Source organism: Aeromonas sp. R2-1 (genome assembly GCF_040908425.1).
Lineage (GTDB): Bacteria > Pseudomonadota > Gammaproteobacteria > Enterobacterales > Aeromonadaceae > Aeromonas > Aeromonas caviae.
This window is the reverse complement of the sequence record NZ_JBFODR010000031.1, coordinates 110,481-133,454: the sequence shown is the minus strand read 5'-3', so window position 1 is coordinate 133,454 and position 22,974 is coordinate 110,481. Positions and strand designations below refer to the sequence as shown.

The 22,974-nt window shown below is 61.4% G+C and carries 19 protein-coding genes and 1 tRNA gene; 6 read left to right on the top strand and 14 right to left on the bottom strand.

Annotated elements, in window-relative coordinates:
- Positions 1–274: 274 nt before the first annotated feature.
- From AB5Y80_RS11415 to tadA, 7 genes are all read right to left on the bottom strand, one after another.
- Complete coding sequence (locus tag AB5Y80_RS11415) at positions 275–817, bottom strand: hypothetical protein (protein WP_042017561.1); 543 nt, start codon at positions 815–817, stop codon at positions 275–277.
- Between the two features lie 18 nt (positions 818–835).
- A complete protein-coding gene (locus AB5Y80_RS11410; protein ID WP_041213150.1) occupies positions 836–2,155 on the bottom strand; it encodes a hemolysin family protein in 1,320 nt (439 codons plus the stop codon).
- A gap of 241 nt (positions 2,156–2,396) precedes the next feature.
- The gene (gene phoU / locus AB5Y80_RS11405; protein ID WP_029314752.1) at positions 2,397–3,107 is read right to left on the bottom strand and encodes a phosphate signaling complex protein PhoU; all 711 of its coding nucleotides are present in this window, start codon (positions 3,105–3,107) and stop codon (positions 2,397–2,399) included.
- Positions 3,108–3,206: 99 nt separating this feature from the next.
- Positions 3,207–4,025 (bottom strand): phosphate ABC transporter ATP-binding protein PstB, encoded by an 819-nt coding sequence (gene pstB, locus AB5Y80_RS11400; RefSeq protein ID WP_010675264.1) that lies wholly within the window; start codon positions 4,023–4,025, stop codon positions 3,207–3,209.
- Between the two features lie 104 nt (positions 4,026–4,129).
- Complete coding sequence (gene pstA, locus AB5Y80_RS11395) at positions 4,130–5,779, bottom strand: phosphate ABC transporter permease PstA (RefSeq protein ID WP_042017560.1); 1,650 nt, start codon at positions 5,777–5,779, stop codon at positions 4,130–4,132.
- A 17-nt stretch (positions 5,780–5,796) separates the two neighbouring features.
- Positions 5,797–8,034 (bottom strand): ABC transporter permease subunit, encoded by a 2,238-nt coding sequence (locus tag AB5Y80_RS11390; protein ID WP_124244576.1) that lies wholly within the window; start codon positions 8,032–8,034, stop codon positions 5,797–5,799.
- A gap of 167 nt (positions 8,035–8,201) precedes the next feature.
- Positions 8,202–8,750: a tRNA adenosine(34) deaminase TadA gene (tadA, locus tag AB5Y80_RS11385; protein ID WP_323952050.1), complete on the bottom strand. Its 549-nt coding sequence runs from the start codon at positions 8,748–8,750 to the stop codon at positions 8,202–8,204.
- Positions 8,751–9,128: 378 nt separating this feature from the next.
- On the opposite strand from tadA, the gene AB5Y80_RS11380 reads away from it, so the two are divergent.
- From AB5Y80_RS11380 to aceA, 4 genes are all read left to right on the top strand, one after another.
- Positions 9,129–9,205, top strand: a tRNA-Pro gene (locus AB5Y80_RS11380).
- A 256-nt stretch (positions 9,206–9,461) separates the two neighbouring features.
- Positions 9,462–9,602: a hypothetical protein gene (locus AB5Y80_RS11375; RefSeq protein WP_010675269.1), complete on the top strand. Its 141-nt coding sequence runs from the start codon at positions 9,462–9,464 to the stop codon at positions 9,600–9,602.
- A 692-nt stretch (positions 9,603–10,294) separates the two neighbouring features.
- Positions 10,295–11,902 carry a malate synthase A gene (gene aceB, locus AB5Y80_RS11370; RefSeq protein ID WP_102948621.1) on the top strand — a complete coding sequence of 536 codons (1,608 nt, stop codon included), beginning with the start codon at positions 10,295–10,297 and terminating at the stop codon, positions 11,900–11,902.
- Between the two features lie 69 nt (positions 11,903–11,971).
- Complete coding sequence (gene aceA, locus AB5Y80_RS11365; RefSeq protein WP_041213155.1) at positions 11,972–13,285, top strand: isocitrate lyase; 1,314 nt, start codon at positions 11,972–11,974, stop codon at positions 13,283–13,285.
- A gap of 206 nt (positions 13,286–13,491) precedes the next feature.
- Here the strand turns inward: aceA and hda are convergent, their stop codons facing one another.
- The 3 genes from hda to upp form a co-directional block, all read right to left on the bottom strand.
- On the bottom strand, positions 13,492–14,193 hold the full coding sequence (hda, locus tag AB5Y80_RS11360; protein WP_010675272.1) for a DnaA inactivator Hda: 702 nt from the start codon (positions 14,191–14,193) through the stop codon (positions 13,492–13,494).
- A gap of 102 nt (positions 14,194–14,295) precedes the next feature.
- The gene (locus tag AB5Y80_RS11355; RefSeq protein WP_161646558.1) at positions 14,296–15,324 is read right to left on the bottom strand and encodes a DUF2066 domain-containing protein; all 1,029 of its coding nucleotides are present in this window, start codon (positions 15,322–15,324) and stop codon (positions 14,296–14,298) included.
- A 140-nt stretch (positions 15,325–15,464) separates the two neighbouring features.
- Positions 15,465–16,091, bottom strand: a complete 627-nt coding sequence (gene upp, locus AB5Y80_RS11350) for a uracil phosphoribosyltransferase (RefSeq protein ID WP_005302745.1) — start codon at positions 16,089–16,091, stop codon at positions 15,465–15,467.
- A 176-nt stretch (positions 16,092–16,267) separates the two neighbouring features.
- On the opposite strand from upp, the gene purM reads away from it, so the two are divergent.
- Together purM and purN are read left to right on the top strand one after the other, a co-directional pair.
- Positions 16,268–17,305 (top strand): phosphoribosylformylglycinamidine cyclo-ligase, encoded by a 1,038-nt coding sequence (gene purM / locus AB5Y80_RS11345; protein ID WP_010675274.1) that lies wholly within the window; start codon positions 16,268–16,270, stop codon positions 17,303–17,305.
- A gap of 32 nt (positions 17,306–17,337) precedes the next feature.
- Entirely contained in the window at positions 17,338–17,976 is a 639-nt protein-coding gene (gene purN, locus AB5Y80_RS11340; RefSeq protein ID WP_042017578.1) for a phosphoribosylglycinamide formyltransferase, read from the top strand.
- Positions 17,977–18,090: 114 nt separating this feature from the next.
- On the opposite strand, the gene AB5Y80_RS11335 is transcribed toward purN, so the two are convergent.
- From AB5Y80_RS11335 to AB5Y80_RS11320, 4 genes are all read right to left on the bottom strand, one after another.
- Positions 18,091–18,852, bottom strand: a complete 762-nt coding sequence (locus AB5Y80_RS11335; protein ID WP_010675276.1) for a Nif3-like dinuclear metal center hexameric protein — start codon at positions 18,850–18,852, stop codon at positions 18,091–18,093.
- 109 nt (positions 18,853–18,961) lie between these two features.
- Positions 18,962–20,296: a sigma-54 dependent transcriptional regulator gene (locus tag AB5Y80_RS11330; protein WP_201925852.1), complete on the bottom strand. Its 1,335-nt coding sequence runs from the start codon at positions 20,294–20,296 to the stop codon at positions 18,962–18,964.
- A gap of 70 nt (positions 20,297–20,366) precedes the next feature.
- Positions 20,367–21,401 (bottom strand): PAS domain-containing sensor histidine kinase, encoded by a 1,035-nt coding sequence (locus tag AB5Y80_RS11325; protein WP_368172938.1) that lies wholly within the window; start codon positions 21,399–21,401, stop codon positions 20,367–20,369.
- A gap of 105 nt (positions 21,402–21,506) precedes the next feature.
- A complete protein-coding gene (locus tag AB5Y80_RS11320; RefSeq protein WP_139736394.1) occupies positions 21,507–22,925 on the bottom strand; it encodes a sigma-54 dependent transcriptional regulator in 1,419 nt (472 codons plus the stop codon).
- Between the last annotated feature and the right edge of the window lie 49 nt (positions 22,926–22,974).

The window sequence follows — 22,974 nt, the reverse complement described above, 5'->3', positions numbered from 1 at the left end:
CGCCATGACGGGTGTTTATTGTGTGAAACCACATTAAGCCATCAAAACATCTAGACGGCCAGAAATCCCAAATATCATGACCCAAAGTAGAACAAGAGGCAATCGGGGGCTACGAACAAATCCGGGCAAGCTCAGGATGATGGCGGCAAAGGGAGATCTCCCCGGCACAGGCATCACCTGGCCAGGCACTGAAACGACAAGAGGCCACCCCGGGGGGTGACCTCTTGTGAAACAGGGGATCAAGGCGGACACAGCCGCCGATAACCAGAGGGGCTCAGCGCCCGGCCAGCACCCGCTTGGTCTGCTTGACCCAGTCGGAGACCCGACCCTGCTGGGGATAGCCCTGCCAGATCTGCTCCCACTGGGCGGGGCTGAGCGGGCGGCCCAGCCGACGCTGCACCCCGGCATAGAGGTAGTCGTGGGCCGTGGTGCGTGCCTGGGCCGAGGTGAGGAACTTGGCAACAGGGTCGGTGAGACGCACATCCCGCATGCCGAGCAGCGGATAGTCGCTGTGCACCGCCGCCAGCATGGTCTCGCGCATGGCCGATTCGATGTAACCCCGGGCAAACAGGGCGGTGACCGATTCAAGCGACCCTTGATCCGGGCCGTGATACTCCTCGTCGAACACCGGGCTGGGCTCTGCCACGGCGCTTTGCACCACCGCATCGGGATCCTGCTGCGGGACCACCACGGCAGGCTCGGGGGTAACGGGTTTGGCAGGCGTCACCGGCTTGCGCGGTGCGCTCTGGCTGCAGGCACCCAGTGCCAGGGCGAGCGCCACACAGGCCAGCGCACGGGAATGAGTCTTCATCTTCATGATTGCTAACGAACTCCTTTAGGATTCCTGAGCGGGCTTCTCATTGCTCGCAGGTTCTACCCGGGTGACCAGCAACTGGTCAATCTTGTAACTGTCGATGTCCACCACTTCGAACTTGTAACCGGCATATTTGACCGAGTCGGTGCGCTTGGGGATCTTGCGCAGCATGTACATGATGAAACCGGCGATGGTCTCGTAGTTCTGGTTTTCCGGGAACTCCTCGATGTCGAAGGCGCGCATCACGTCGGAGATGGGGGTCACCCCGTCCACCAGCCAGGAGTTCTCGTCCCGCTGGACGATCTGCTCTTCCACCACGTGGGTGGCCCACTCCCCCATGACGGTACTCATCAGGTCATTCATGGTGACAATGCCCACCACCAGGGCGTATTCGTTCATCACCACCGCAAAATCGCCACGATGGTTCTTGAAGTACTCCATCGCCTCGTAGAGGTTGAGGGTGTCGGGAATGATGATGACGTTCTGAACCAGGGAGCCGCTGTTGAGATCGATGCTCTGGCCGCTGATGACGCGGATCAGCAGCTCCTTGGCATCCACGAACCCCTTGATGCTGTCGAGGTTGTGGTCGCACACCAGGAACTTGTTGTGGGGGTGCTCGGCGATCTTCGCCTTGATGCTCTCCTCCCCCTCTTGCAGGGTGAAGTAGATGAGGCTCTCGCGCGCCGTCATGGCGGAAGTGACACCCAAGGACTGGAGCTCGAACACGTTCTCGATGAGCTGGTGCTCTTCGCGCTGGATGACACCGGCTTCGGCACCTGCATCCATCACCGCATAAATATCGTCGGAGGTGATCTCGTCGTTGCGCACCATGGAGATGCGCATCAGCCGGAACAGGCCGTTGGCCATGCCGTTGAACAGCCACACCAGCGGCATCAGCAAGGTGACGCACAGCATCATGGGACGCACCACCACCACGGCGATCCGCTCGGGCATGGTCATGGCAAGGCGTTTGGGCATCAGGTCCGCTATCAGGATGAACATGCCGGTGACGAAGACGAACGAGGCCGCAGAGCTAATCTGGCCGAGCCAGGGCCCCTGGTAGAAGCCGGCTATCAGCTCCCTGATGGCGGGATTGAGGGCGGATTCCCCCAGAATACCGCCGAGGATGGCGACGGTATTGAGGCCTATCTGCACCACGGTAAAGAAGTTGCCCGGCTGGGCCTGCAATGCCAGCACTTTCTCGGCGTGGCGGTTGCCCTCGTCGGCCATCACCTGCAACTTGATCTTGCGGGAGGCGGCAAGGGAGATCTCGGAGAGTGAGAAGAACACGCTGCCGGCGACCAGCAGCATCAGAAAGAACAAACTATCGGCAAAACTCATGATTAACCTATTGCTACAGCCGCCTTAGCACAAGACGGCAAACTGGGCCCGGGAAACCGGACCGTGACTCCATCCGGGACTCACACAGGGGCCATATTCTAGCAGAAAAGCGCCCGCTGGGTGGCGTTATCTTGAACTGCCATGCCATGCAATGAAAAAGGCGCTCAAAGCGCCTTTTTATTCAATCAGAGTTGGATTCCCATCGTGCAGCCGCGACGGAGTCTCCACCAAAAGCGCCCGATCAGCCCTTGCCCAGCAGATCGCTCAGGTCATCGGCCTTGGTGTGACGCACATCCTTGCCCTTGACGTAGTAGACGATGTACTCGCAGATGTGCTGGCAGCGATCGCCGACCCGCTCGATGGCCCGTGCCGCCCAGAGCACGTTGAGCACCTGGGGGATGGTGCGGGGATCTTCCATCATGTAGGTCATCAGCTCGCGGATGATGGACTCGTACTCCCGATCCACCTTGTCATCTTCCTTGTAGACCGCCAGGGCGGCATCCAGATCCATGCGGGCGAAGGCGTCGAGCACGTCGTGGAGCATCTTGATGGTGCGACGCCCCATGTTTTCCAGCGACACCAGCGGTGGCTGGGGCTTGTTGGCGTTGTCGGTCAGCATGCGGGCAATCTTGTCCGCCACGTCGCCAATCCGCTCCAGATCCGTGATGGTCTTGATGATGGCCATCACCAGCCGCAGGTCGGACGCGGTGGGCTGACGCTTGGCGATGATGCGGGTGCACTCCTCGTCGATCGCCACTTCCATGGCGTTGACCTTGTGGTCGTTGGCCACGATCTTGCGCGCCGCATCCAGATCCTGGCCATGGATGGCAGCGATGGCGTCGGTGAGTTGCTTCTCCACCAGCCCCCCCATCACCAGTACCTGATTGCGCACGCTCTCAAGCTCGGCATTGAACTGACCGGAGATGTGTTTGTTGAGGTTCATATTGTCCATACCAGTAATCCTTGTTGCTCCGATTATGCCTTAGCCGTTGAACTGACTGCCAATCTGTTTGTTGATGCTCATCTTGCTCATCTCAATCAGCGGCATCCCTTAGCCGTAACGACCGGTAATGTAGTCTTCGGTCTTCTTCTTGGCCGGGGTGGTGAAGATGGTGTTGGTATTCGAGTACTCGATGAGTTCCCCCATGTACATGAACGCGGTCTGATCCGAGACCCGAGCCGCCTGCTGCATGTTGTGGGTCACGATCACCACGGTGAACTGGCTCTTGAGCTCGTTGATCAGCTCCTCGATGGTGAGGGTGGAGATGGGGTCCAGCGCCGAGGTCGGTTCATCGAGCAGCAGCACTTCCGGCTCGATGGCGATGGCACGGGCAATCACCAGACGCTGCTGCTGACCACCGGAGAGGCCGAAGGCGTTGTCATGCAGACGATCCTTCACCTCCTCCCACAGGGCAGCACCGCGCAGGGAACGCTCGGCGGCCTCGTCCAGGGTACGGCGGTCATTGATGCCCTGCAGGCGCAGGCCGTAGACCACGTTCTCGTAGATGGACTTGGGGAAGGGGTTGGGGCGCTGGAACACCATGCCCACCTGACGGCGAAGGGCGGAGACATCGACGCTCTTGTCGTAGATGTTGTGGCCGTGCAGCTGGATCTCCCCCTCGATGCGGCAGATCTCCACCAGATCGTTCATCCGGTTGATGCAGCGCAGCAAAGTGGACTTGCCGCAACCGGACGGGCCGATGAAGGCGGTGACCTGACCCTTGGGGATCTTCATGTTGACGTTGAACAGCGCCTGCTTGTTGCCGTAGTACAGGTTGAGATCCTTCACCTCCAGCGCAGTCTGCTCCGGGGTCAGGTTGAGCAGGTCGGTGGCGGTGTGCGGGGCCGAACTCGGTGTTACGTTGATCATCTGTTTACCTCAAATTCTCTTGGTGGCAGCGGGCAAACGTCTTGCCCGCTGCCGGAATATCTGGTTGGCAGGGAAGGTCCCTGCCCGTCTCTGTAATGGCTGGATTAATGTTCCAGCGACCGGAATTTCTCGCGCAGGTGGTTACGAATACCGATCGCCGTCAGGTTGAGGCCGACGATCACCGTCACCAGCAGGAAGGAGGTGGCGTAGACCAGAGGACGCGCCGCCTCGACGTTCGGGCTCTGGAAGCCCACGTCATAGATGTGGAAGCCCAGGTGCATGAACTTGCGCTCCACGTGCAGGTACGGGAAGTTGCCGTCCATCGGCAACGTGGGAGCAAGCTTCACCACCCCCACCAGCATCAGCGGCGCCACCTCGCCCGCCGCACGGGCGATGGCCAGGATAAGGCCGGTCATGATGGCCGGGCTGGCCATGGGCAGCACGATGCGCCACAGGGTCTCGGCCTGGGTGGCACCCAGCGCCAGCGAACCCTGGCGAATGGTGCTCGGGATCCGGGCCAGCCCCTCTTCGGTTGAGACGATCACCACCGGCAGGGTCAGGATGGCCAGGGTCAGGGCTGACCAGATGACACCGGGGGAGCCAAAGGTCGGGCTCGGCAGCGCTTCCGGGTAGAAGAGGCGGTCGATGCTGCCCCCCAGGGTGTAGACGAAGAAGCCCAGGCCAAACACGCCGTAGACGATGGAGGGCACCCCCGCCAGGTTGATCACCGCGATGCGGATGATCTTGGTCAGGCTGTTCTTGCCTGCGTACTCGTGCAGGTAGACCGCCGCCACCACCCCGAGCGGGGTCACGATGATGGCCATCAGGATCACCATGAAGACGGTGCCGAAGATGGCAGGGAAGACGCCGCCCTCGGTGTTCGCCTCCCGGGGGTCATCGGAGACGAACTTGCCAATCTGGTGGAACCAGTGACCCACCTTGGCCATCAGGCTCATGTCGTTGGGCCAGACCACATCCAGCACCCGGGACATGGGCATGGTCACCAGCTCGCCGCGCATGTCCTTGACGGTGATGCTGTCTCTGTCCGCCTGGGTACGCAGGGAGAAGAGCTCTTTTTCCAGCACCTGATAACGATCGTTCAGGGCCTGACGCTCGCTCGCCAGCTCGGCTTTAAGCTGATCGGTCAGCTTGTCATCCAGCTCGGCCTTGCGCTCTTTCAGGCGCAGGCGCTCCAGCTGGTAGTTGATGCTGCCGATGGCCCCTTTTTGCAGGTCGTTGGCTTGGCTTGAGAGGCCGTTGGCACGGGCCAGCACCCGCTGCAAGGCGGGATGCAGATCCGTGGTCAGCTCCTGGCCATCTTCCTTCACCGAGGTGATGTAACCATAGAAGTTGCCGTTGGTGGCGCGTTCCACCATGGCGAGCTCCGCCGGCTGGGTGCGCGATTTGATATCGGTCTCCAGCACCCAGCGAAAATCGAGGTCCACGAACTCCCGGTTGCCGGTCTTGACCAGATAACGGGTGATCTCTTCGCGATCCTCCCCTTCCAGCGCCTGGCCTGCGGCGCGCAGGCGCTCCACCGGCACCAGCTCCCGGTCGTTGATCTCGCCAATCAGGACGCTCTTGTTGCCGCTTGCATCTTCAAGCTGCCACTCATAGATGGGATGGGGCCAGAAATAGACCAGACCACGCCAGCCAATCAGCAACAACAGACCCAGTACGGCCACCAGACTCAGGCTGACGGCGCCCCCCGTCATCCAGATCCAGGGGGCCCCCGATTTAAACCACTTACCCATTGTCGATTCCTTAGTCCTTACAGAGAGCTGTACTTTTCACGCAACCGCTGGCGGACGAATTCGGCCAGGGTATTGAACAAGAAGGTGAACACAAACAGCACGAAGGCGGCGAGGAAGAGCACCCGGTAGTGGGAGCTGCCCACTTCCGATTCCGGCATCTCCACCGCGATGTTCGCCGCCAGGGTCCGCAGCCCCTGGAACATGGAGAAGTCCATGATGGGGGTGTTGCCGGTGGCCATCAGCACGATCATGGTCTCGCCCACGGCGCGGCCAAGGCCCATCATCACCGCCGAGAAGATGCCCGGGCTCGCGGTGAGGATCACCACCCGGCTCAGGGTCTGCCACGGGGTCGCCCCCAGCGCAAGCGAGCCCTGGGTCAGGTGCTTGGGCACCGAGAAGACCGCGTCTTCGGCGATGGAGAAGATGGTGGGGATGACCGCAAAGCCCATGGCGATACCGACCACCAGGGAGTTGCGCTGGTCAAACTTGATGCCCATGTCGTGGGTCAGCCAGATGCGCGAATCACCGTGCATGAAGGCGTTCTCGATGATGGGGCTCAAGGCAAAGGCGCCCCAACCGATGAACAGCAGCACAGGGATAAGCAGGATGGCGTGCCAGCCTTCCGGCAGCCAGGTGCGGCCGCGCTCCGGCAGATAGTTCCACACCAGGGCGGTGAGCAGCATGCCCATGGGCAGCAGGATCAGCAGCAGGATCACCCCGGGCAGGGCCCCTTCGATGATGGGCGCGAGCCACAGACCTGCCAGGAAGCCGAGGATGACGGTCGGCAGCGCCGCCATGATCTCCACCGTCGGCTTGACGTATTTGCGCAGCCCCGCCGACATGAAGTAGGCGGTATAGATGGCGCCGGCGACGCCGAGCGGCACCGCGAACACCATGGCATAGAAGGAGGCTTTCAGGGTACCGAACACCAGGGGCACCAGGCTCAGCTTGGCTTCGAAGTCGTTGCTGGCGGAGGTGGACTGCCACACGTACTGGGGCTCGGGATAGCCTTCATACCACACCTGTTGCCAGAGGGCAGACCAGGTTACCTCGGGGTGATCGTTCTCGACGTCAAAGACCTTGAAGTCATCCCCCTGCTGGGTCAACAGCAGGTTGTGGCGAGGAGAGATGGCAACGGCAGCCAGGTTGCCCCCGTCAATCTTCTCGCCAAGCAGCTTGGCTTCGCCGGTGGCATGGAAGAAGTTGATGGTGCCGTCGCTGCCTGCGCTGATGAAGCCCTTGCGAAAGTGCTCGGGGGTCAGCAGGGCGACCGGCGCGTCACCCTTGAAGTCACGGATCTGGGTGAACTGGCGCTTGCCATCCTTTGCCACCTCGAACCACTGGGAGATGACGCCGTTATCGTTGCCCACCAGCAGGGAGGACGCACCGGAGAGCAGGGCCACCTGGGTCACGCTGGCATTGGGGGCGTTGATCTCCATGACATTGCGCAGGGAAATGTCGCTCAGGTTGTGGATGTCATAGACCGACAGGCGGTTGCCCTCGCGCACGAACAACAGGCGCAGGTTCGGGGTCAGCAGCATCTGGTCAACATGGCGTGGCAGGGACGGAATGGTGTAGGTCTGGTTGCTCCACTCGATTTCGCCGGAGAGGAAATTCTCCTCGCCGCTCATCACCATCAGCACACCACGACCATCTTCGGTCACGGCCGCGGTCGCCATCTTGTCCTTGGTCGCCTCGAAGACCATGCGCGTCAGCGCCTTGCCTTGGGGATCGATCACCACGGGGGTCTCGCCGAAGGGATATTGCAGGCTGGGCTCAATGACGCGCACGTCATTGGGATAGGAGATCTTGAAATAGGGTTGCACCACCTGAGCCTTGCCGTCGGCAAACCCATAGGCGATGAGTTTCTGGCCCGGCGCAGGCGGCGCGACCGCCGTGATCTCGCCGTTCACCTGTGCCTCGCCAATCACCTGTCCGGTCTTGATCTTGCCATCCGGTTGCACGGCAAAGAATTTGACCTTCCCCTGGTCGCTGAAGCGGTAACCTATCTCGTTTTGCTCCTCGACCCCGAGCCAGGCGGTCTTGCCCTTGATGGGCAGGGTGAAGGAAGCGGTGCTCTCCATGCTGGCGCCATTGAAGATGGGCTTCACCACATAAAGCAGGTAGAAGAAGATAAGCAACAGCGCCACCAGCACCAGGGCTCCCCCTGTGGTGACGCCATATTTGGCCAATTTATCCTTGATCCGGCGTTTTCGACTGCCCGCCATGACCAGATTTAACGATTCCGATGACATGCAAGACCTCAATGTGAGCTAGGCTTGGCGGCATTATATGGCGGATGCATGACAGTTTTGTTACATCAACAGCGGCAAAGAGCGCAGGCTCCATCGGGGGGTGGCAGTTGGTATTCGGGGGGAAGCAGGCAGCCGGTCTGGCAGTGAAATAAAAGCAAACGGGGCCATCAGGCCCCGCTGTCATCTTGAGGAAGCGCCTCTTTCGCGGCGAGTCTGGCCGCCTTCTTCTCGGCGCGGCGCCGCTTGAAGAAATCCGACAGCTGGGCCGAGCAGGCGTCGGCGAGCACCTCCCCCGTCAGTACCACCTGGTGGTTGTGGCGGGGATCCAGCAGGATGTCGAACACAGAGCCTGCCGCCCCCGTCTTCAAATCCCGGGCACCATAGACCACCCGCTTGACCCGGCTGTGGATGAGGGCGCCGGCACACATGCAGCAGGGCTCCAGCGTCACATAAAGGGTGGTGTCGAGCAGGCGATAGTTTTCAAGCTGCTTGCCCGCTTCCCGAAGCGCCATCACCTCGGCATGGGCGCAGGCGTCGTGCTCGCTGATGGAGCGATTCCACCCCTCTGCCACTATCTTGTCCCCCAGCACCAGCACGGCGCCCACCGGGATCTCGCCTATCCCCTCTGCCCTGGCTGCCAGGGCCATGGCATGGCGCATCCAGCGTTCGTCCTCCTCGCGCTGGCTGATCTGTGCTGCAACTTCAGATGGTTTCACGCCCTGATCCTCTCGTCGATATGATGTCGGCTTGCCTGGCCCCTGCACGGCATCGGCCGCGCACTCCTGGATTGCTGCGTCCCGGCCCTGGGCACACCGGGCCCCTTCCCCCTCGCGCTAGCCGGTAGCCCACGGCAGAAGATGCTGTCAATGAAAGAGAGGCCAAAGGCCCCAGCGACATCGGAACGTCCCGAGTTGGGTGTTCGCCACCCTGTGCCCGCCTAAGGGGGCGGCGATTATGCCAAAACTCCGGCCAGGGCCCAAGTTGCATCTTGGCTGAACAATAAAGAAGCAGTCGGCATCTCCCTGATAAAAAAGGAGTTGCGCCCGCCAAATCATCCGATTAGACTTCCTCCCCGTCAGCCGAGCTGACTCCGTCGGTGTGTAGCGCAGCCAGGTAGCGCATCTGCATGGGGTGTAGAGGGTCGGAGGTTCGAATCCTCTCACACCGACCAAATTCCCCGAGAATAGCCCAGTCAAACGACTGGGCTATTTTTTTGCCTGCACGCCCGACGCTTGCCTCTTTTCCTCTCGCCTCCCCCGTGCATCGGGTCGCCGCTTTTTATTGGCATGAATTTTATACAGAACCACTTGAAGCTTTCATAAAGTGCCGCTAGGATACGCAACTTTTCCGCCGGCCATAAAAACAGGGAGGTGGACACTAGGGTGATGGAATCACCGACCGGCTTGCAATCAATGAGGCAAGCATCCATGACCCAAGCTGTTGACTCCCAGCCCGTCCAGCCCCTGATCTCCCCCACGCCCTCCGAGCTCGATTCCGCAGAGCACGGGTTTGGCAGTTCAGTGCACCTCGATGTGATCGATCTCGCCGCCCCGGATGAAGATTACTGAGACGAGCCCGTACCATAGTGCGGTTCAAGACGCCGGTTTTGCTGTCCGGCATCGCCCTTGACCCCGGCCAACAGACCGCCACCGCAAATAACGACAAAATGCTGGTTTTTCTTCAAAAATCAGTTTAATTGACCATCTCCTGCGCCCCAACCTCCCTCTCCTTCATGGACACGCCGTGATACAAACCTACGTTATTGCTCGTCATTTCCCTCTCTCCTGTTCGCCTTCGCCATTTTGACCCAATTTGACATTTTAGTTTTAAACACCAGTTCACTACCCGGTCACTTCATAGCCCTCATGCAGACTGGATTGAACGAAGGCATTTCATACAGCTGTTTTTGCAAAGCTTGGAGTAATGTCGGGATTTGTTTTTGCATTTGTAATTTTATTACGTAATTAGTTACATTTTTAACCCATCCCCTCTACCGAAATCCTCCCCCCTACCGCCCCGGCAACCCAAGAGCATAACCATCTACAAAGAGCTTTTACACTAATCACATAAATCCATTTAAAACAGCATCTTAACTATCATCAAAAAACACCTGTTTTAAAAATCAAGTTGACGAATCCGCCATTCTTTTGCACCTTATGAATCGTGTTACCCCGCTGTTACGGGGAGTTTGAAAGAAAGGGATATAGACGTTAGTCGTAGTTAATAAATTCAAAATGTAACTTTTGGAGGAGTACCCACTATGTCGGCACCGGCCCAGACCATCAGCAGCACCCGCCTGCGCATTCAAGGCGAGATGCTTCCCGATTACGCGCAGATCCTGACGCCGGATGCGGTGGCCCTGGTGTCCGAACTGGTGGAACGTTTCGCTCCCCAACGCAATGAGCTGCTGAAGCAGCGAGTCGCACGCCAGGCCCGTATCGATGGCGGCGAGTTACCGGACTTCCTGCCAGAGACCGCCCACATTCGCGATGGTGACTGGACGGTGCGCGGCATTCCCGCCGATCTGCAGGACCGCCGTGTGGAGATCACCGGCCCGGTCGAGCGCAAAATGGTGATCAATGCCCTCAACGCCAACGTCAAGGTCTTCATGGCCGACTTCGAGGACTCCCTGGCCCCGGCCTGGAACAAGGTGATCGAGGGCCAGATCAACCTGCGCGATGCGGTCAACGGCACCATTGCCTACCAGAGCCCGGAGGGGAAGGCCTATACCCTGAATCCCAATCCGGCCGTGCTCATCTGCCGGGTGCGCGGTCTGCATCTGCCGGAGAAACACGTCACCTTTGATGGTGCCCCCATTCCCGGCGGCCTCTTCGACTTCGCCCTCTATTTCCTGCACAACCACAAGGCGTTGCTGGCCAAGGGCTCCGGTCCCTACTTCTACGTACCCAAGCTGCAGAGCCATCTGGAAGGGCGCTGGTGGAGCGAGGTGTTCGCCTGGACCGAGGACAAATTCGGTCTGCCCCGCGGTACCATCAAGGCCACCGTGCTCATCGAAACCCTGCCGGCGGTATTCGAGATGGACGAGCTGCTCTATCAGATGAAGGATCACATCGTCGCCCTCAACTGCGGTCGCTGGGACTACATCTTCAGCTATATCAAGACCTTGAAGAACCACCCGGATCGCGTCCTGCCGGATCGTCAGGTGGTGACCATGGACAAGCCGTTCCTCTCTGCCTACTCGCGACTCCTCATCAAGACCTGCCACAAGCGCGGCGCGCTGGCGATGGGGGGCATGGCTGCCTTTATTCCGGCCAAGGACGCGGCCGTCAACGAACAGGTGTTTGCCAAGGTGCACGCGGACAAGCAGCGCGAGGCCGACAACGGCCACGATGGCACCTGGGTCGCCCACCCCGGTCTGGCCGATACCGCCATGGCGGTGTTCAACGCCACCATTCCGGCGGGTGCCCAGAACCAGATCGGCGTGCTGCGCGAGCAGGATGCCCCCATCACGGCCGCCGACCTGCTGGCCCCCTGTGAGGGTGATCGCACCGAGGCGGGTATGCGCACCAATATCCGCGTCGCCCTGCAATACCTGGAAGCCTGGATCAACGGCAATGGCTGCGTGCCCATCTACGGACTGATGGAAGATGCCGCCACCGCCGAGATCTCCCGCACCTCCATCTGGCAGTGGATCCGCCACGGCAAGACCCTCTCCAATGGTCAGGCGGTGACCAAGGCGCTGTTCCGCCAGATGCTGGCCGAGGAGCAGGAGGTGGTCAGAGGCGAAGTGGGCGAGGCCCGCTGGCAATCGGGCCGTTTCGCCGAGGCGAGCGCCCTGATGGACGAGATCACCTGCGCCGACACACTCATCGATTTTCTGACGCTGCCCGGCTACGAGCGGCTGTGAGACCCGGGCCGGTAACGGCCCCCATAACAAGTCAATGGAAACGTGAAATCAATGAAAGAGGGAACTGATATGGCACTGACCCGTGAGCAACAGATCCAGGCTATCGAGAAAGACTGGGCAGAAAACCCCCGCTGGAAAGGGATCAAGCGCGGCTACAGCGCCGAGGACGTGGTGAACCTGCGTGGCAGCCTGCAGCCGGCACACACTCTGGCCCAACGCGGCGCCGACAAACTGTGGGAGCTGATCCACGGCGGCGCCAAGAAAGGCTATGTAAACTGCCTCGGCGCCCTGACCGGCGGCCAGGCGGTGCAACAGGCCAAGGCCGGCATCGAAGCCATCTATCTCTCCGGCTGGCAGGTGGCGGCGGACAACAACCTCTCCTCCACCATGTACCCGGATCAGTCCCTCTACCCGGCCAACTCCGTCCCCTCCGTGGTGGAGCGCATCAACAACTCCTTCGCCCGGGCCGACCAGATCCAGTGGGCCAACAAGGTTGGACCAGAGGACAAGGGCTTCATCGACTACTTCCTGCCCATAGTAGCGGATGCGGAAGCCGGTTTCGGCGGCGTGCTGAACGCCTTCGAGCTGATGAAGGGGATGATCGAAGCGGGCGCCGCCGGCGTGCACTTCGAAGATCAGCTCGCGTCCGTGAAAAAGTGCGGCCACATGGGCGGCAAGGTACTGGTCCCGACCCAGGAAGCGGTGCAAAAGCTTGTCGCGGCTCGCCTCGCGGCAGATGTCTGCGGTACCACCACCTTGGTCATCGCCCGCACCGACGCCAACGCAGCGGATCTGCTGACCACGGATGCCGACCCCTACGATGCCGGCTTCCTGACCGGTGAGCGTACCAGCGAGGGCTTCTACAAGGTGCAGGCCGGCATCGAGCAGGCCATCTCCCGCGGCCTGGCCTACGCCCCTTACGCCGACATGGTGTGGTGCGAGACTGCCAAGCCCGATCTGGACGAGGCGCGCAAATTTGCCGAGGCCATCAAGGCCCAGTACCCGGACAAGATCCTGGCCTACAACTGCTCCCCGAGCTTCAACTGGAAGAAGAACCTGGACGATGCCACCATCGCCCGCTTCCAGCAGGAGCTCTCCGACATGGGCTACAAGTACCAGTTCATCACCCTGGCGGGTATCCACAACATGTGGTTCCACATGTACGAGCTGGCCTACCAGTACGCCCGTGGCGAGGGAATGAAGCACTATGTCGAGATGGTGCAGCAGCCGGAATTTGCCGCTGCCGAGCGGGGCTACACCTTCGTGGCACACCAGCAGGAAGTGGGTACCGGTTACTTCGACAAGGTGACCACCGTCATTCAGGGCGGCCAGTCGTCGGTGACCGCGCTGACCGGCTCGACCGAAGAAGATCAGTTCCACTGATAGCTGTGTAATGCTCGCAAACAAACCCCGGCCAAGTCCCGGGGTTTGTCGTTATGGGGCTTAGAACCTCTCCCAGTAGGCGTAATCGTTGAAGGCAGTTTGAACACGGACAGCGCGCAGAAACCGGAGCGTACTGTAGTACGTGAGGATTTCGAGCACTGCCCAGGTTCAAAATGGCGAATAAGATAGCCTAATGGGATAGGTTTTCAGAGCTCGAGTATCTCTTTGACGAAAGGGATGGTCAGCTTGCGCTTGGCACGGAAGGAGGCGTTGTCGAGACGATTGAGGGTGGCAAGCAGGGTGCGCATGTCGCGGGAGAGGCGGTTGAGCAGGAAACGACCCACGTCGATGGGCAGCTTGAAACCCCGCAGCTCGGCGCGCAGTTGCAGGGCGCTGAGTTTGCCCTCGTCGTCCAGCTCGTCGAGGTGGAAGCTCACTCCCCAGTCGAGACGGGACGCGAGATCCGGCAGTTGCAGCCCCAGCTTGCGTGGCGCGCTGCAGCCGGTAACGATGAGCGTCCCCTCCCCCTTCTCCTTCCAGCGATTGTAGAAGTCGAACAGGGCCCGCTCCCACAGGGCGTTGCCGGCGATAGCCTCCAGGCTGTCGAGACAGACCAGGGGCAGGCTCTCCAGGGCATCGAGCATGCTGGGGTCAAGCTGTTCGAACTGATCGAGGGAGAGATAGGCCGCCGCCGCGTCGCGGGCGTTGACCTCGGCACAGGTAGCATGGAGCAGATGGGAGCGGCCCGACCCCTTGGCTCCCCAGAAATAGAGGAAGGGCGAGCCCTGACCGATGGCCGCATTCTTGAGGGCGGTGATCAGATGGGCGTTGTTGCCGGGATAAAAACTGACGAAGGTTTCATCATCCGGTAGTTGTACGGCTAAAGACAGTTGGGCCGGTTGCTTCACTCGTTGGGCTTTGACTGTGATATTTGCGGGCAAGTGTATCACCAGCGGGGCAGATAGAGAACCGCCCGGACCATGCCGGGCGGTCAGGATCCTTCCCCGGGATCAGGGCTGCGACCATTGATAGCGCAGGCCGCTCTCGTTGTCTTCCACCTGATGCAGGCGGCTCTCAAGTTGCAACCCCCTCACCAGCTCGGCCTTGTCCCCCTGCAGCGAGAGGTTGAAGGTCACCTTGTCCCCTTCCAGCTTGCCGATAGCCACCTTGGTGACACTGGCCATCCCCTGCAGCAGCTTCTGGATCTGGATCATGCCATCGATGTCGGACAGCCCCTCCACCACCAGGGTCTGGCTGGAGGCGACACCGGAGAGACGGGTACCGTACTGCTGCACCAGCCAACCGGCAAGGGCATCGGCAAAGCCCTTTGCCACCTCGGCCTGGGTACCTGAACCCGAGCCCTTGGTCAGCTCGGTCAGCTCTCCTGCCTGCGCCCCCGGCTTGGCCCCATAAAGACCCCAATCGATGCTCCAGGCCTCCCCCTCCGGGGTGAGTTTGCCGAGCACCACCATTTCGGCGCCGTAACGCTGGCTCGCCTTGAGCACGGGATCGGCAAAGCGGCCCCAGACATCGGTGGCATTGACCGCCATGTTGTCATCCAAGTCCATCAGCGGGAGACTGACCGGCAGCCCCATGGCCTGGGTCTGGGCACGCAGCGCCTCGGACCAGCCATCGCCGGACTGATCCGGCAGAATGCGCCGCTCCCCTTCGTCGACCACCAGCCAGATGGCGACCTGCGGCCGCACCGGGCCAAGCAGGGCAAACTTGCTCTGGCCGACCAGGGCGTTCACCTTGACCACATTGAAATCCGCCTTGAGAAACTTGACCGAGCCGATGTCCTGATAGCTGTATTGCTGCACGTAATCCGCCGGCGCCGCCAGGGCCTTCACCACATCCGGCTGGGTGAGGATATCGCGCTTGCCCGTCACCTTGACGAGCACATCCCCCAGCGCCTGGGACTGGGCGGCCGTCATGTCGCCACTGGTGGGAGCCTTGCCCTGATAGAGGTCGGTTACCTGGGCGGCCGACACCACGAGAGGCAGACAGCAGCAGAGGAGAGTCGCTAAGCGTTTCAGCATAAAGAAGATTCTCGAAATGGGGGATGGTGCTTATGGTAGCGGCAAGGCGCGCATGGCAGCAAGCAAAGGGGGGAGAAACAGCGGAGCCGGCAGGGTGCCGGCTCCGTTTGCGCGCCTTGGGCGCGGCGATGGGGTGATGCTTACTTGGTGCCGAAGATCTTGTCGCCAGCATCCCCCAGACCCGGGACGATATAGCCCTTCTCGTTCAGCCCCTGGTCGATGGAGGCACAGAACAGCTCCACGTCCGGGTGAGCGGCTTCCAGGGCCTTGATGCCTTCCGGCGCGGCAACCAGCACCAGCACCTTGATGGACTGGCAACCTTTCTTCTTGAGCAGGTCGATGGTGGCGATCATGGAGCCGCCGGTGGCCAGCATGGGGTCGATGACCAGGGCCAGACGCTCTTCGATGTTGCTGACGATCTTCTCGAAGTAGGGGACAGGCTGCAGGGTCTCTTCATCGCGATAGATACCGACCACGCTGACGCGGGCGCTCGGCATGTGCTCCAGCACGCCGTCCATCATGCCAAGACCGGCGCGCAGGATGGGCACCACGGTGACCTTCTTGCCCTTGATCTGGTCGACTTCCACAGGGCCGTTCCAGCCATCGATGGTCACTTTTTCGGTTTCGAAGTCAGAGGTCGCTTCGTAGGTCAACAAACTGCCCACTTCCTTGGCCAGTTCACGGAAACGCTTGGTGCTGATGTCGCCTTCGCGCATCAGGCCGATCTTGTGCTTGACCAGGGGGTGTTTGACTTCAACGACTTTCATTATTATCTCCTCTAACCGGCGCCAAAAAAATCGCGGAATCATACAACAAAAGCCACGGCTTGTAGAGCTTTTCGATTCAAAAACGCGCAAACGATTTTCTTTCTGGTTTTTCGTGCCCGCTGGTAGAATACGCCCCGAATTTTACCCTCCACTTCTTTATATGACGGGGAATACGCGTGACTGACAAAACCTCACTGAGCTACAAGGATGCTGGCGTAGATATCGATGCCGGCAATGCACTGGTTGAACGTATCAAGGGCGTGTCAAAACGCACTCGTCGTCCTGAAGTCCTTGGTGGTCTTGGCGGCTTTGGGGCCCTGTGTCAAATCCCTGCTGGCTACAAGGAACCGGTACTGGTCTCCGGTACCGACGGGGTGGGCACCAAGCTGCGTCTGGCCATCGACCTGAAGAAGCACGACACCGTGGGGATCGACTTGGTCGCCATGTGCGTCAATGACCTCATCGTGCAGGGCGCCGAGCCCCTCTTCTTCCTCGACTACTATGCCACCGGCAAACTGGACGTGGACACTGCCGCTGCCGTGGTCACCGGCATCGGCGCCGGCTGCGAACAGTCCGGCTGTGCTCTGGTCGGCGGTGAAACTGCCGAAATGCCTGGCATGTATGAAGGGGAAGATTACGACATCGCCGGTTTCTGCGTCGGCGTGGTGGAAAAGAGCGAGATCATCGACGGCAGCAAAGTTGGCGAAGGGGATGCCCTGATCGCCCTGGCCGCCAGCGGTCCCCACTCCAACGGCTTCTCCCTCATTCGCAAGATCCTGGAAGTCTCCAAGGCCGACGTGCAGCAGCCGTTGGGTGATACCACCCTGGCCAACGCCCTGCTGGAGCCGACCCGCATCTACGTGAAGCCCGTGCTCAAGCTCATCAAGGAGTGCGAGATCCACGCCCTGTCCCACATCACCGGCGGCGGCTTCTGGGAGAACATCCCGCGCGTGCTGCCCGCCAACACCCAGGCGGTCATCGACGAGCAGAGCTGGCAGTGGCCGGCGGTGTTCAGCTGGCTGCAACAGGCAGGCAACGTCACCCGCCACGAGATGTATCGCACCTTCAACTGCGGCGTCGGCATGATCATCGCCCTGCCGGCGGATCAGCTGGACAAGGCACTGGCCCTGCTCAAGGCCGAAGGCGAGAACGCCTGGCACATCGGCCACATCGCCAAGGCGGCCGATGGTGAGGAGCAGGTCATCATTCAATGAATGATCGGATCAACGGCCAGATGACCTCCCCTATGAAACGCATCCTCGTCCTCATCTCAGGCAGCGGCAGCAACCTGCAGGCCATCCTCGACGGCTGTGCCGGCGGCAAGATTGCCGGTCAGGTGGTCGGCGTCATCAGCAACAAGGCTGATGCCTATGGCCTGGTGCGTGCCAGGGAAGCCGGGGTGGCAACCGCCATCCTGGCTCAGCAGCAGTTCGCCAGCCGGGAGGAGTATGATGCCGCCCTGCTGGCCCTGATGGCGGATTATCAGCCGGATCTGGTGGTGCTGGCCGGCTTTATGCGGATCCTGAGCGCCGACCTCGTGCGTCACTTCGCGGGGAGGATGATCAACATCCACCCCTCGTTGCTGCCGAAATACCAGGGTCTGCACACCCACCAGCGCGCCATCGAGGCCGGGGATGACGAGCACGGCGCCAGCGTCCACTTCGTCACCGAAGAGCTCGACGGCGGCCCGGTGATCCTCCAGGCACGGGTCCCCATCTTCGAAGGAGACAGTGCAGACGAGGTGGCGGCCCGGGTCCAGGTGCAGGAGCACAGCATCTACCCCCTGGTGGTGCAGTGGTTCTGTGAAGGGCGCTTGCAGATGCGAGAAGGGTCTGCCTTCCTCGATGGCAAGCAGCTTGGCCTGGCAGGCTATGCCAGCGAGTAACCGCTAGCAGCCGTAAGACACAACAAGGGAGGCTCAGGCCTCCCTTGTTATTTCCATCGACCAGCGCAATGGCTGTCATCACGTCCGATGACGCCGCTGCGCGGCTAATCGGCCCTACACTGGATTGTCGATATCGATAAAGGTCACCTCCAACCCGTGTACAGTGGCGAGCCACTCTCCCAGCGCCTTGACGCCGTAACGTTCGGTGGCGTGGTGGCCTGCGGCGTAGAAGTGCATGCCCATCTCCCGGGCGGTGTGAATGGTCTGCTCGGAGGCTTCGCCGGAGATGAAGGCATCGATGCCCTGCTCCGCCGCCTGGCTGATGTAGCTCTGGCCACCGCCGGTGCACCAGGCCACGGAGCGGATGAGCTCGGGGCCACTGTCACCACAATGAAGCGGCTCGCGACCGAGACGCTCGGCAATCAGCTTGGCAAAATCGCTGCCGCTCATGGGCTCCTCCAGCTTGCCCACCATGGCGACGCTCTTGCTGTTCCAGGGTTCGAGGCCGCGACGCACCTTGATGCCGAGCAACCTGGCAAGCTGGGCATTGTTCCCCACCTCGGGGTGCACGTCCAGCGGCAGGTGGTAGGCAAACAGGTTGATGTCGTGGGTCAAGAGGGTCTTGAGACGACGCTGCTTCATGCCGGTGATCTGGGCCGGCTCGCCGCTCCAGAAGTAGCCGTGATGGACTAGGATGGCGTCAGCATCGGCGGCCACGGCGGCATCGATGAGGGCCTGGCTGGCGGTGACGCCGGTCACCACCTTGCGAATGCGCTCGCGCCCCTCCACCTGCAGGCCGTTGGGGCAGTAATCCTTGATGGCATGGGGTTCGAGCAGGTGGTTGAGCAGGCTTTCCAGTTTACGATGAGAGATCATGGGGGTCTCCTAGCTGGGCTCCCCACGCACTGTGCGGGGAGCCGGATTCCGATCGTCAGGGCCCATGATAATCGAGCCGGACCGGCAAGGCCATGCGCCTGTCACAGGCCTAGGCGGGCAGCTCGATGCCGGCGTCACGCATCTGGGCCAGCTTGTAGCGCAGGGTGCGCGGGCTGATGCCGAGCTTGTCGGCCACCGCTTTGCGACTGCCGTTGCACTCCTGCAGGGTGTCCAGAATGATCTGGTGCTCCTGCTGCTTGAGTTCGCCGCCAAGCCCCTCCCCTGACAGCCGCTCGAGCGGCCGCACCAGGGTCTCGTCCGTCTCTTCCAGGATCAGGTGCTCACAGTCGATGAGGCCGTCTGGACAGAGGATCAGGGCCCGCTGCACCACGTTGTCGAGCTCGCGCACGTTGCCGGGCCAGGGGTGAGCCATCAGACGCTCTCGGGCGTCCTCTGCGAGCTGCGGCGTCGGCAGCCCCATCTGGCTGGCATGCAGCGCCAGCAGATGCTCCGCCAGGGGAAGAATGTCCCCCGGGCGCTCCCAGAGCGCCGTCCAGCGCAGGGGGAAGACGTTGAGGCGGTAGTAGAGATCTTCGCGGAACTGCCCGTCCTGCACCGCTTTTTTCAGATCCCGGTTGCTGGTGGCAATGACCCGCACATCGAGGGGGATCATCTTGCGGCTGCCGAGCCGCTCCACCTCTTTCTCCTGCAAGACCCGCAGCAGCTTGGCCTGCAGCCCCAGATCCATCTCGGTGATCTCGTCGAGCAGCAGGGTTCCTCCCTGAGCCTGCTCGAACTTGCCAGGGCACCCCTGCACCGCACCGGTGAAGGCACCCTTCTCGTAGCCAAACAGGGTCGCTTCCAGCATGTTCTCCGGAATGGCGGCGCAGTTGATGGCGACGAAGGCCTGCTCTGCCCGGCTGGAGTGGTCGTGAATGTAGCGAGCCAGCACCTCCTTGCCCGTCCCGCTCGGTCCGGTCACCATGACGGTGGCTTCGCTTCTGGCCACCCGGGTCGCCAGCTGAAACAGCTCCGCAGTCCTGGGGTCCCCGTACACCACGGCCCGTTTCTCCACCTTCTGGGCCGGCACATAACGGCTGACCTGGTTGAGCAGCACCTCGGGGGAGAAGGGCTTGGCCAGATAGTCGATGGCCCCTTCGCGCATGGCGCGCACCGCCCCGTCGATGTTGGCGTAGGCAGTCATCAGGAGCACAGGCACCTGGGGATATTGCTGGCGGATGTTGGCGAGCAGGGTCAGACCATCCATGCCCCCCATCTGGATGTCGGAGATCACCATGTCAAAGCGCTGACGGGACAGGGCAAGCAGGGCCCGCTCGCCGCTGTCCACCTCGCGGCACTCATAGCCACCGAGCAGCAGGGTATCCACCAGCGCCTCGCGCAGGCCGTTGTCATCTTCCACCACCAGAATGCGAGCCTGGGTCATGCCACACCTCCTACAACCAACATGGCCTTGTCGAGAATCATCTTCACCGGCGCTCCGACTTTTGCGCGCCTCATGCCACGCCCCCCAACTGAACCTGTTGCTGATGCAGGGGGAAGGACAGGGTAAAACAGGTGCCCTCGCCAGGGACCGAGGCCACGCTTACCTCCCCCTGATGGGCTCGTACTACCGACTGCACCACCGCAAGACCGAGGCCCGTGCCCTGAGATCGGGTGGTAAAGAAGGGTTCGAAGATCTGGTTGAGCAGGGTGGGGGCCATCCCCTTGCCGTTGTCGATGACCCGCATCTCCACCCGGTTGCCGCTGCGCACAGCGCTCACCAGGAGCGAATCGGCGCCGGCCTGCCGGGCATTGGCGATGAGGTTGTTGATGGCCCCCGCCAGGGCACTGCTGTTGGCAAGCAGACAGAGATCGGGCTCAGGGGCCTCCAGATGCAAGGCGCACCCCTGCTGCTGGCAGAAGGCTTCGGCCCCCGCCTGCACTTCCGCCAGCAGGCCCTGCACCGAGAGGGGCGCCACCACCTGGTTGTCGCCATTGCGGGCAAACAGCAGGATGTCGTTGATCTGTTTTTCCAGGTCTTGCAACCTGGCCATCAATTTTTGCTGGAACTGGCTGCGGGATTCAGGCTTGAGGGTGCGGTTGGCCAGGTTGGCCGCATAGAGCATGGCGGCGGAGAGCGGGGTGCGGATCTGGTGCGCCAGGGAAGCCGCCATGTTGCCAAGGGCGGAGAGGCGCTTCATGTGGTTGACTCTGTCCTGCAACTGGCGGGTCTCGGTCAAGTCGGTAATGAACACCAGTTGGCCGGGCTGATCCGGCAGCGGCTGGGTCGATAGCTGGACCCGGCGGCCGTCGCGCAAGGAGATCTCGTGACCGTCATCCTCACGGGGTTCGAAGCAGCGGGCGATGATCTGGCGCCAGGAGAGGCCTTCCAGTGGCTCTCCCAGCAGCGCCAGGGCGGCAGGGTTTGCGCGGGTGATCAGCCCCTCGCCATCGAGCAGCAGCACGCCGGTCGGCAGCGCCGTGAAGATGGCGTAAAGCTGACTCACTTCATGTGACTGGAGGGGGGCATCCTGCTGCAAGATTGTCATAAAGCTGACCTCAAACTGGCGATTGAGTCAGCTTATTCAATTTCCATGCCAGCAAAATAGACGTTATTTATCAATGTATTGGGTCAATGCGTCAAAGCATTGACCTCAATTGTCCTTGCTCATGCCGTACTTCTTCATCTTCTCCACCAGGGTGGTGCGGCGCATGCTGAGCAGGTCGGCGGCGCGGGCCACCACCCCGTCCTGGGACTCCAGGGCCTGGCGGATCAGCTCCACCTCGAGGTCGGCCAGCATCTCCTTGAGGTTGACTCCTTCCTGGGGCAACTGCATGGGCAGGGGCATGGCGATGCCGGGATCCAGCTCTGGTGGGGACTGGAACACGGCAGCCAGGGCGTCCCGCTCGTCCATCTCGGTGAGCCGTTCATCTCGTGGCTCGCAGGGCAGCAGGCGATAGCGGCCGGGCAGATCCGCCACATCGACGATCTGGTTCGGATAGAGGATGAGCAGGCGCTCGATGAGGTTGGACAGCTCGCGCACGTTGCCGGGCCAGGCGTACTGCATCAGGGACTCCATGGCGCGCTGGGTCAGACGGATGATCCCCTTGTGCTGTTCGGCATGGCGATTGAGCAGCTCCTGCAGCAGCAGCGGGATGTCGTCGGCCCGATCCCGCAGGGGGGGCGTCTCGATGGGAAACACATTGAGGCGGTAGTAGAGATCTTCGCGAAACGCCTGGGTGCGGATCATGGCTTCCAGATCCCGGTGGGTCGCCGCGATCACCCTCACATCTGCCTGGACGGCCTTGCCGCCTCCGACCCGGTCGAACTGGCGCTCCTGCAGCACCCGCAGCAACTTGACCTGCATCGGCAGCGGCATATCGCCGATTTCGTCGAGGAAGAGGGTGCCCCCCTGGGCCAGTTCGAAGCGGCCGCGCCGGGCGGCAATGGCACCGGTGAAGGCCCCCTTCTCGTGACCGAACAGCTCGCTCTCGAGCAGCTCCGCCGGAATGGCGCCGCAGTTGATGGGCACGAAGGGGCCCGCGCTTCGGGCAGACAGCTCGTGGATGGCGCGAGCCACCACCTCCTTGCCGGTCCCGGACTCACCGAGGATCAGTACGTTGGCGTCGGTCTCGGCCACCTGGCCGATGAGACGGCGCACCTCCTGGATGCCCCTCCCCTTGCCCACCAGCAGGCGCAGCAGGGTCTGACCCTTGTCGTGGGTCTGATGACGGGGATGCAGGGAGATGAAGGCCTGGCAGAAGTGCAGGTGACGAGTGAGGGACTCATAGGTAAAGGGGGCCTCGGCCACCCCGATGAAGTTGCTGCAACCATGGCTCGCTGGCATCAGGGAGAGAAAGGGCAGACGAGGGTGGGCGGCAAGCAGCTCACTCAGGGCGCGCTCGCGCAGTTCCCCGGCCAGAATCCCCTGCAAGGGCCCGGCAGTCTCGATGGCCATATCGAGATCGCTCTCCACCACCTCCTGCCAGGGGATCCCCATGAAGGAGAGCACAGTCCCCAGTTGCTGGCGCCGCACATCATCGGCATCAACAAGCAGCACACCCATAGCCATCCTATCCATATTTTCACACCTGACGCCAAGTTATTGTTTTTTAAGTGCT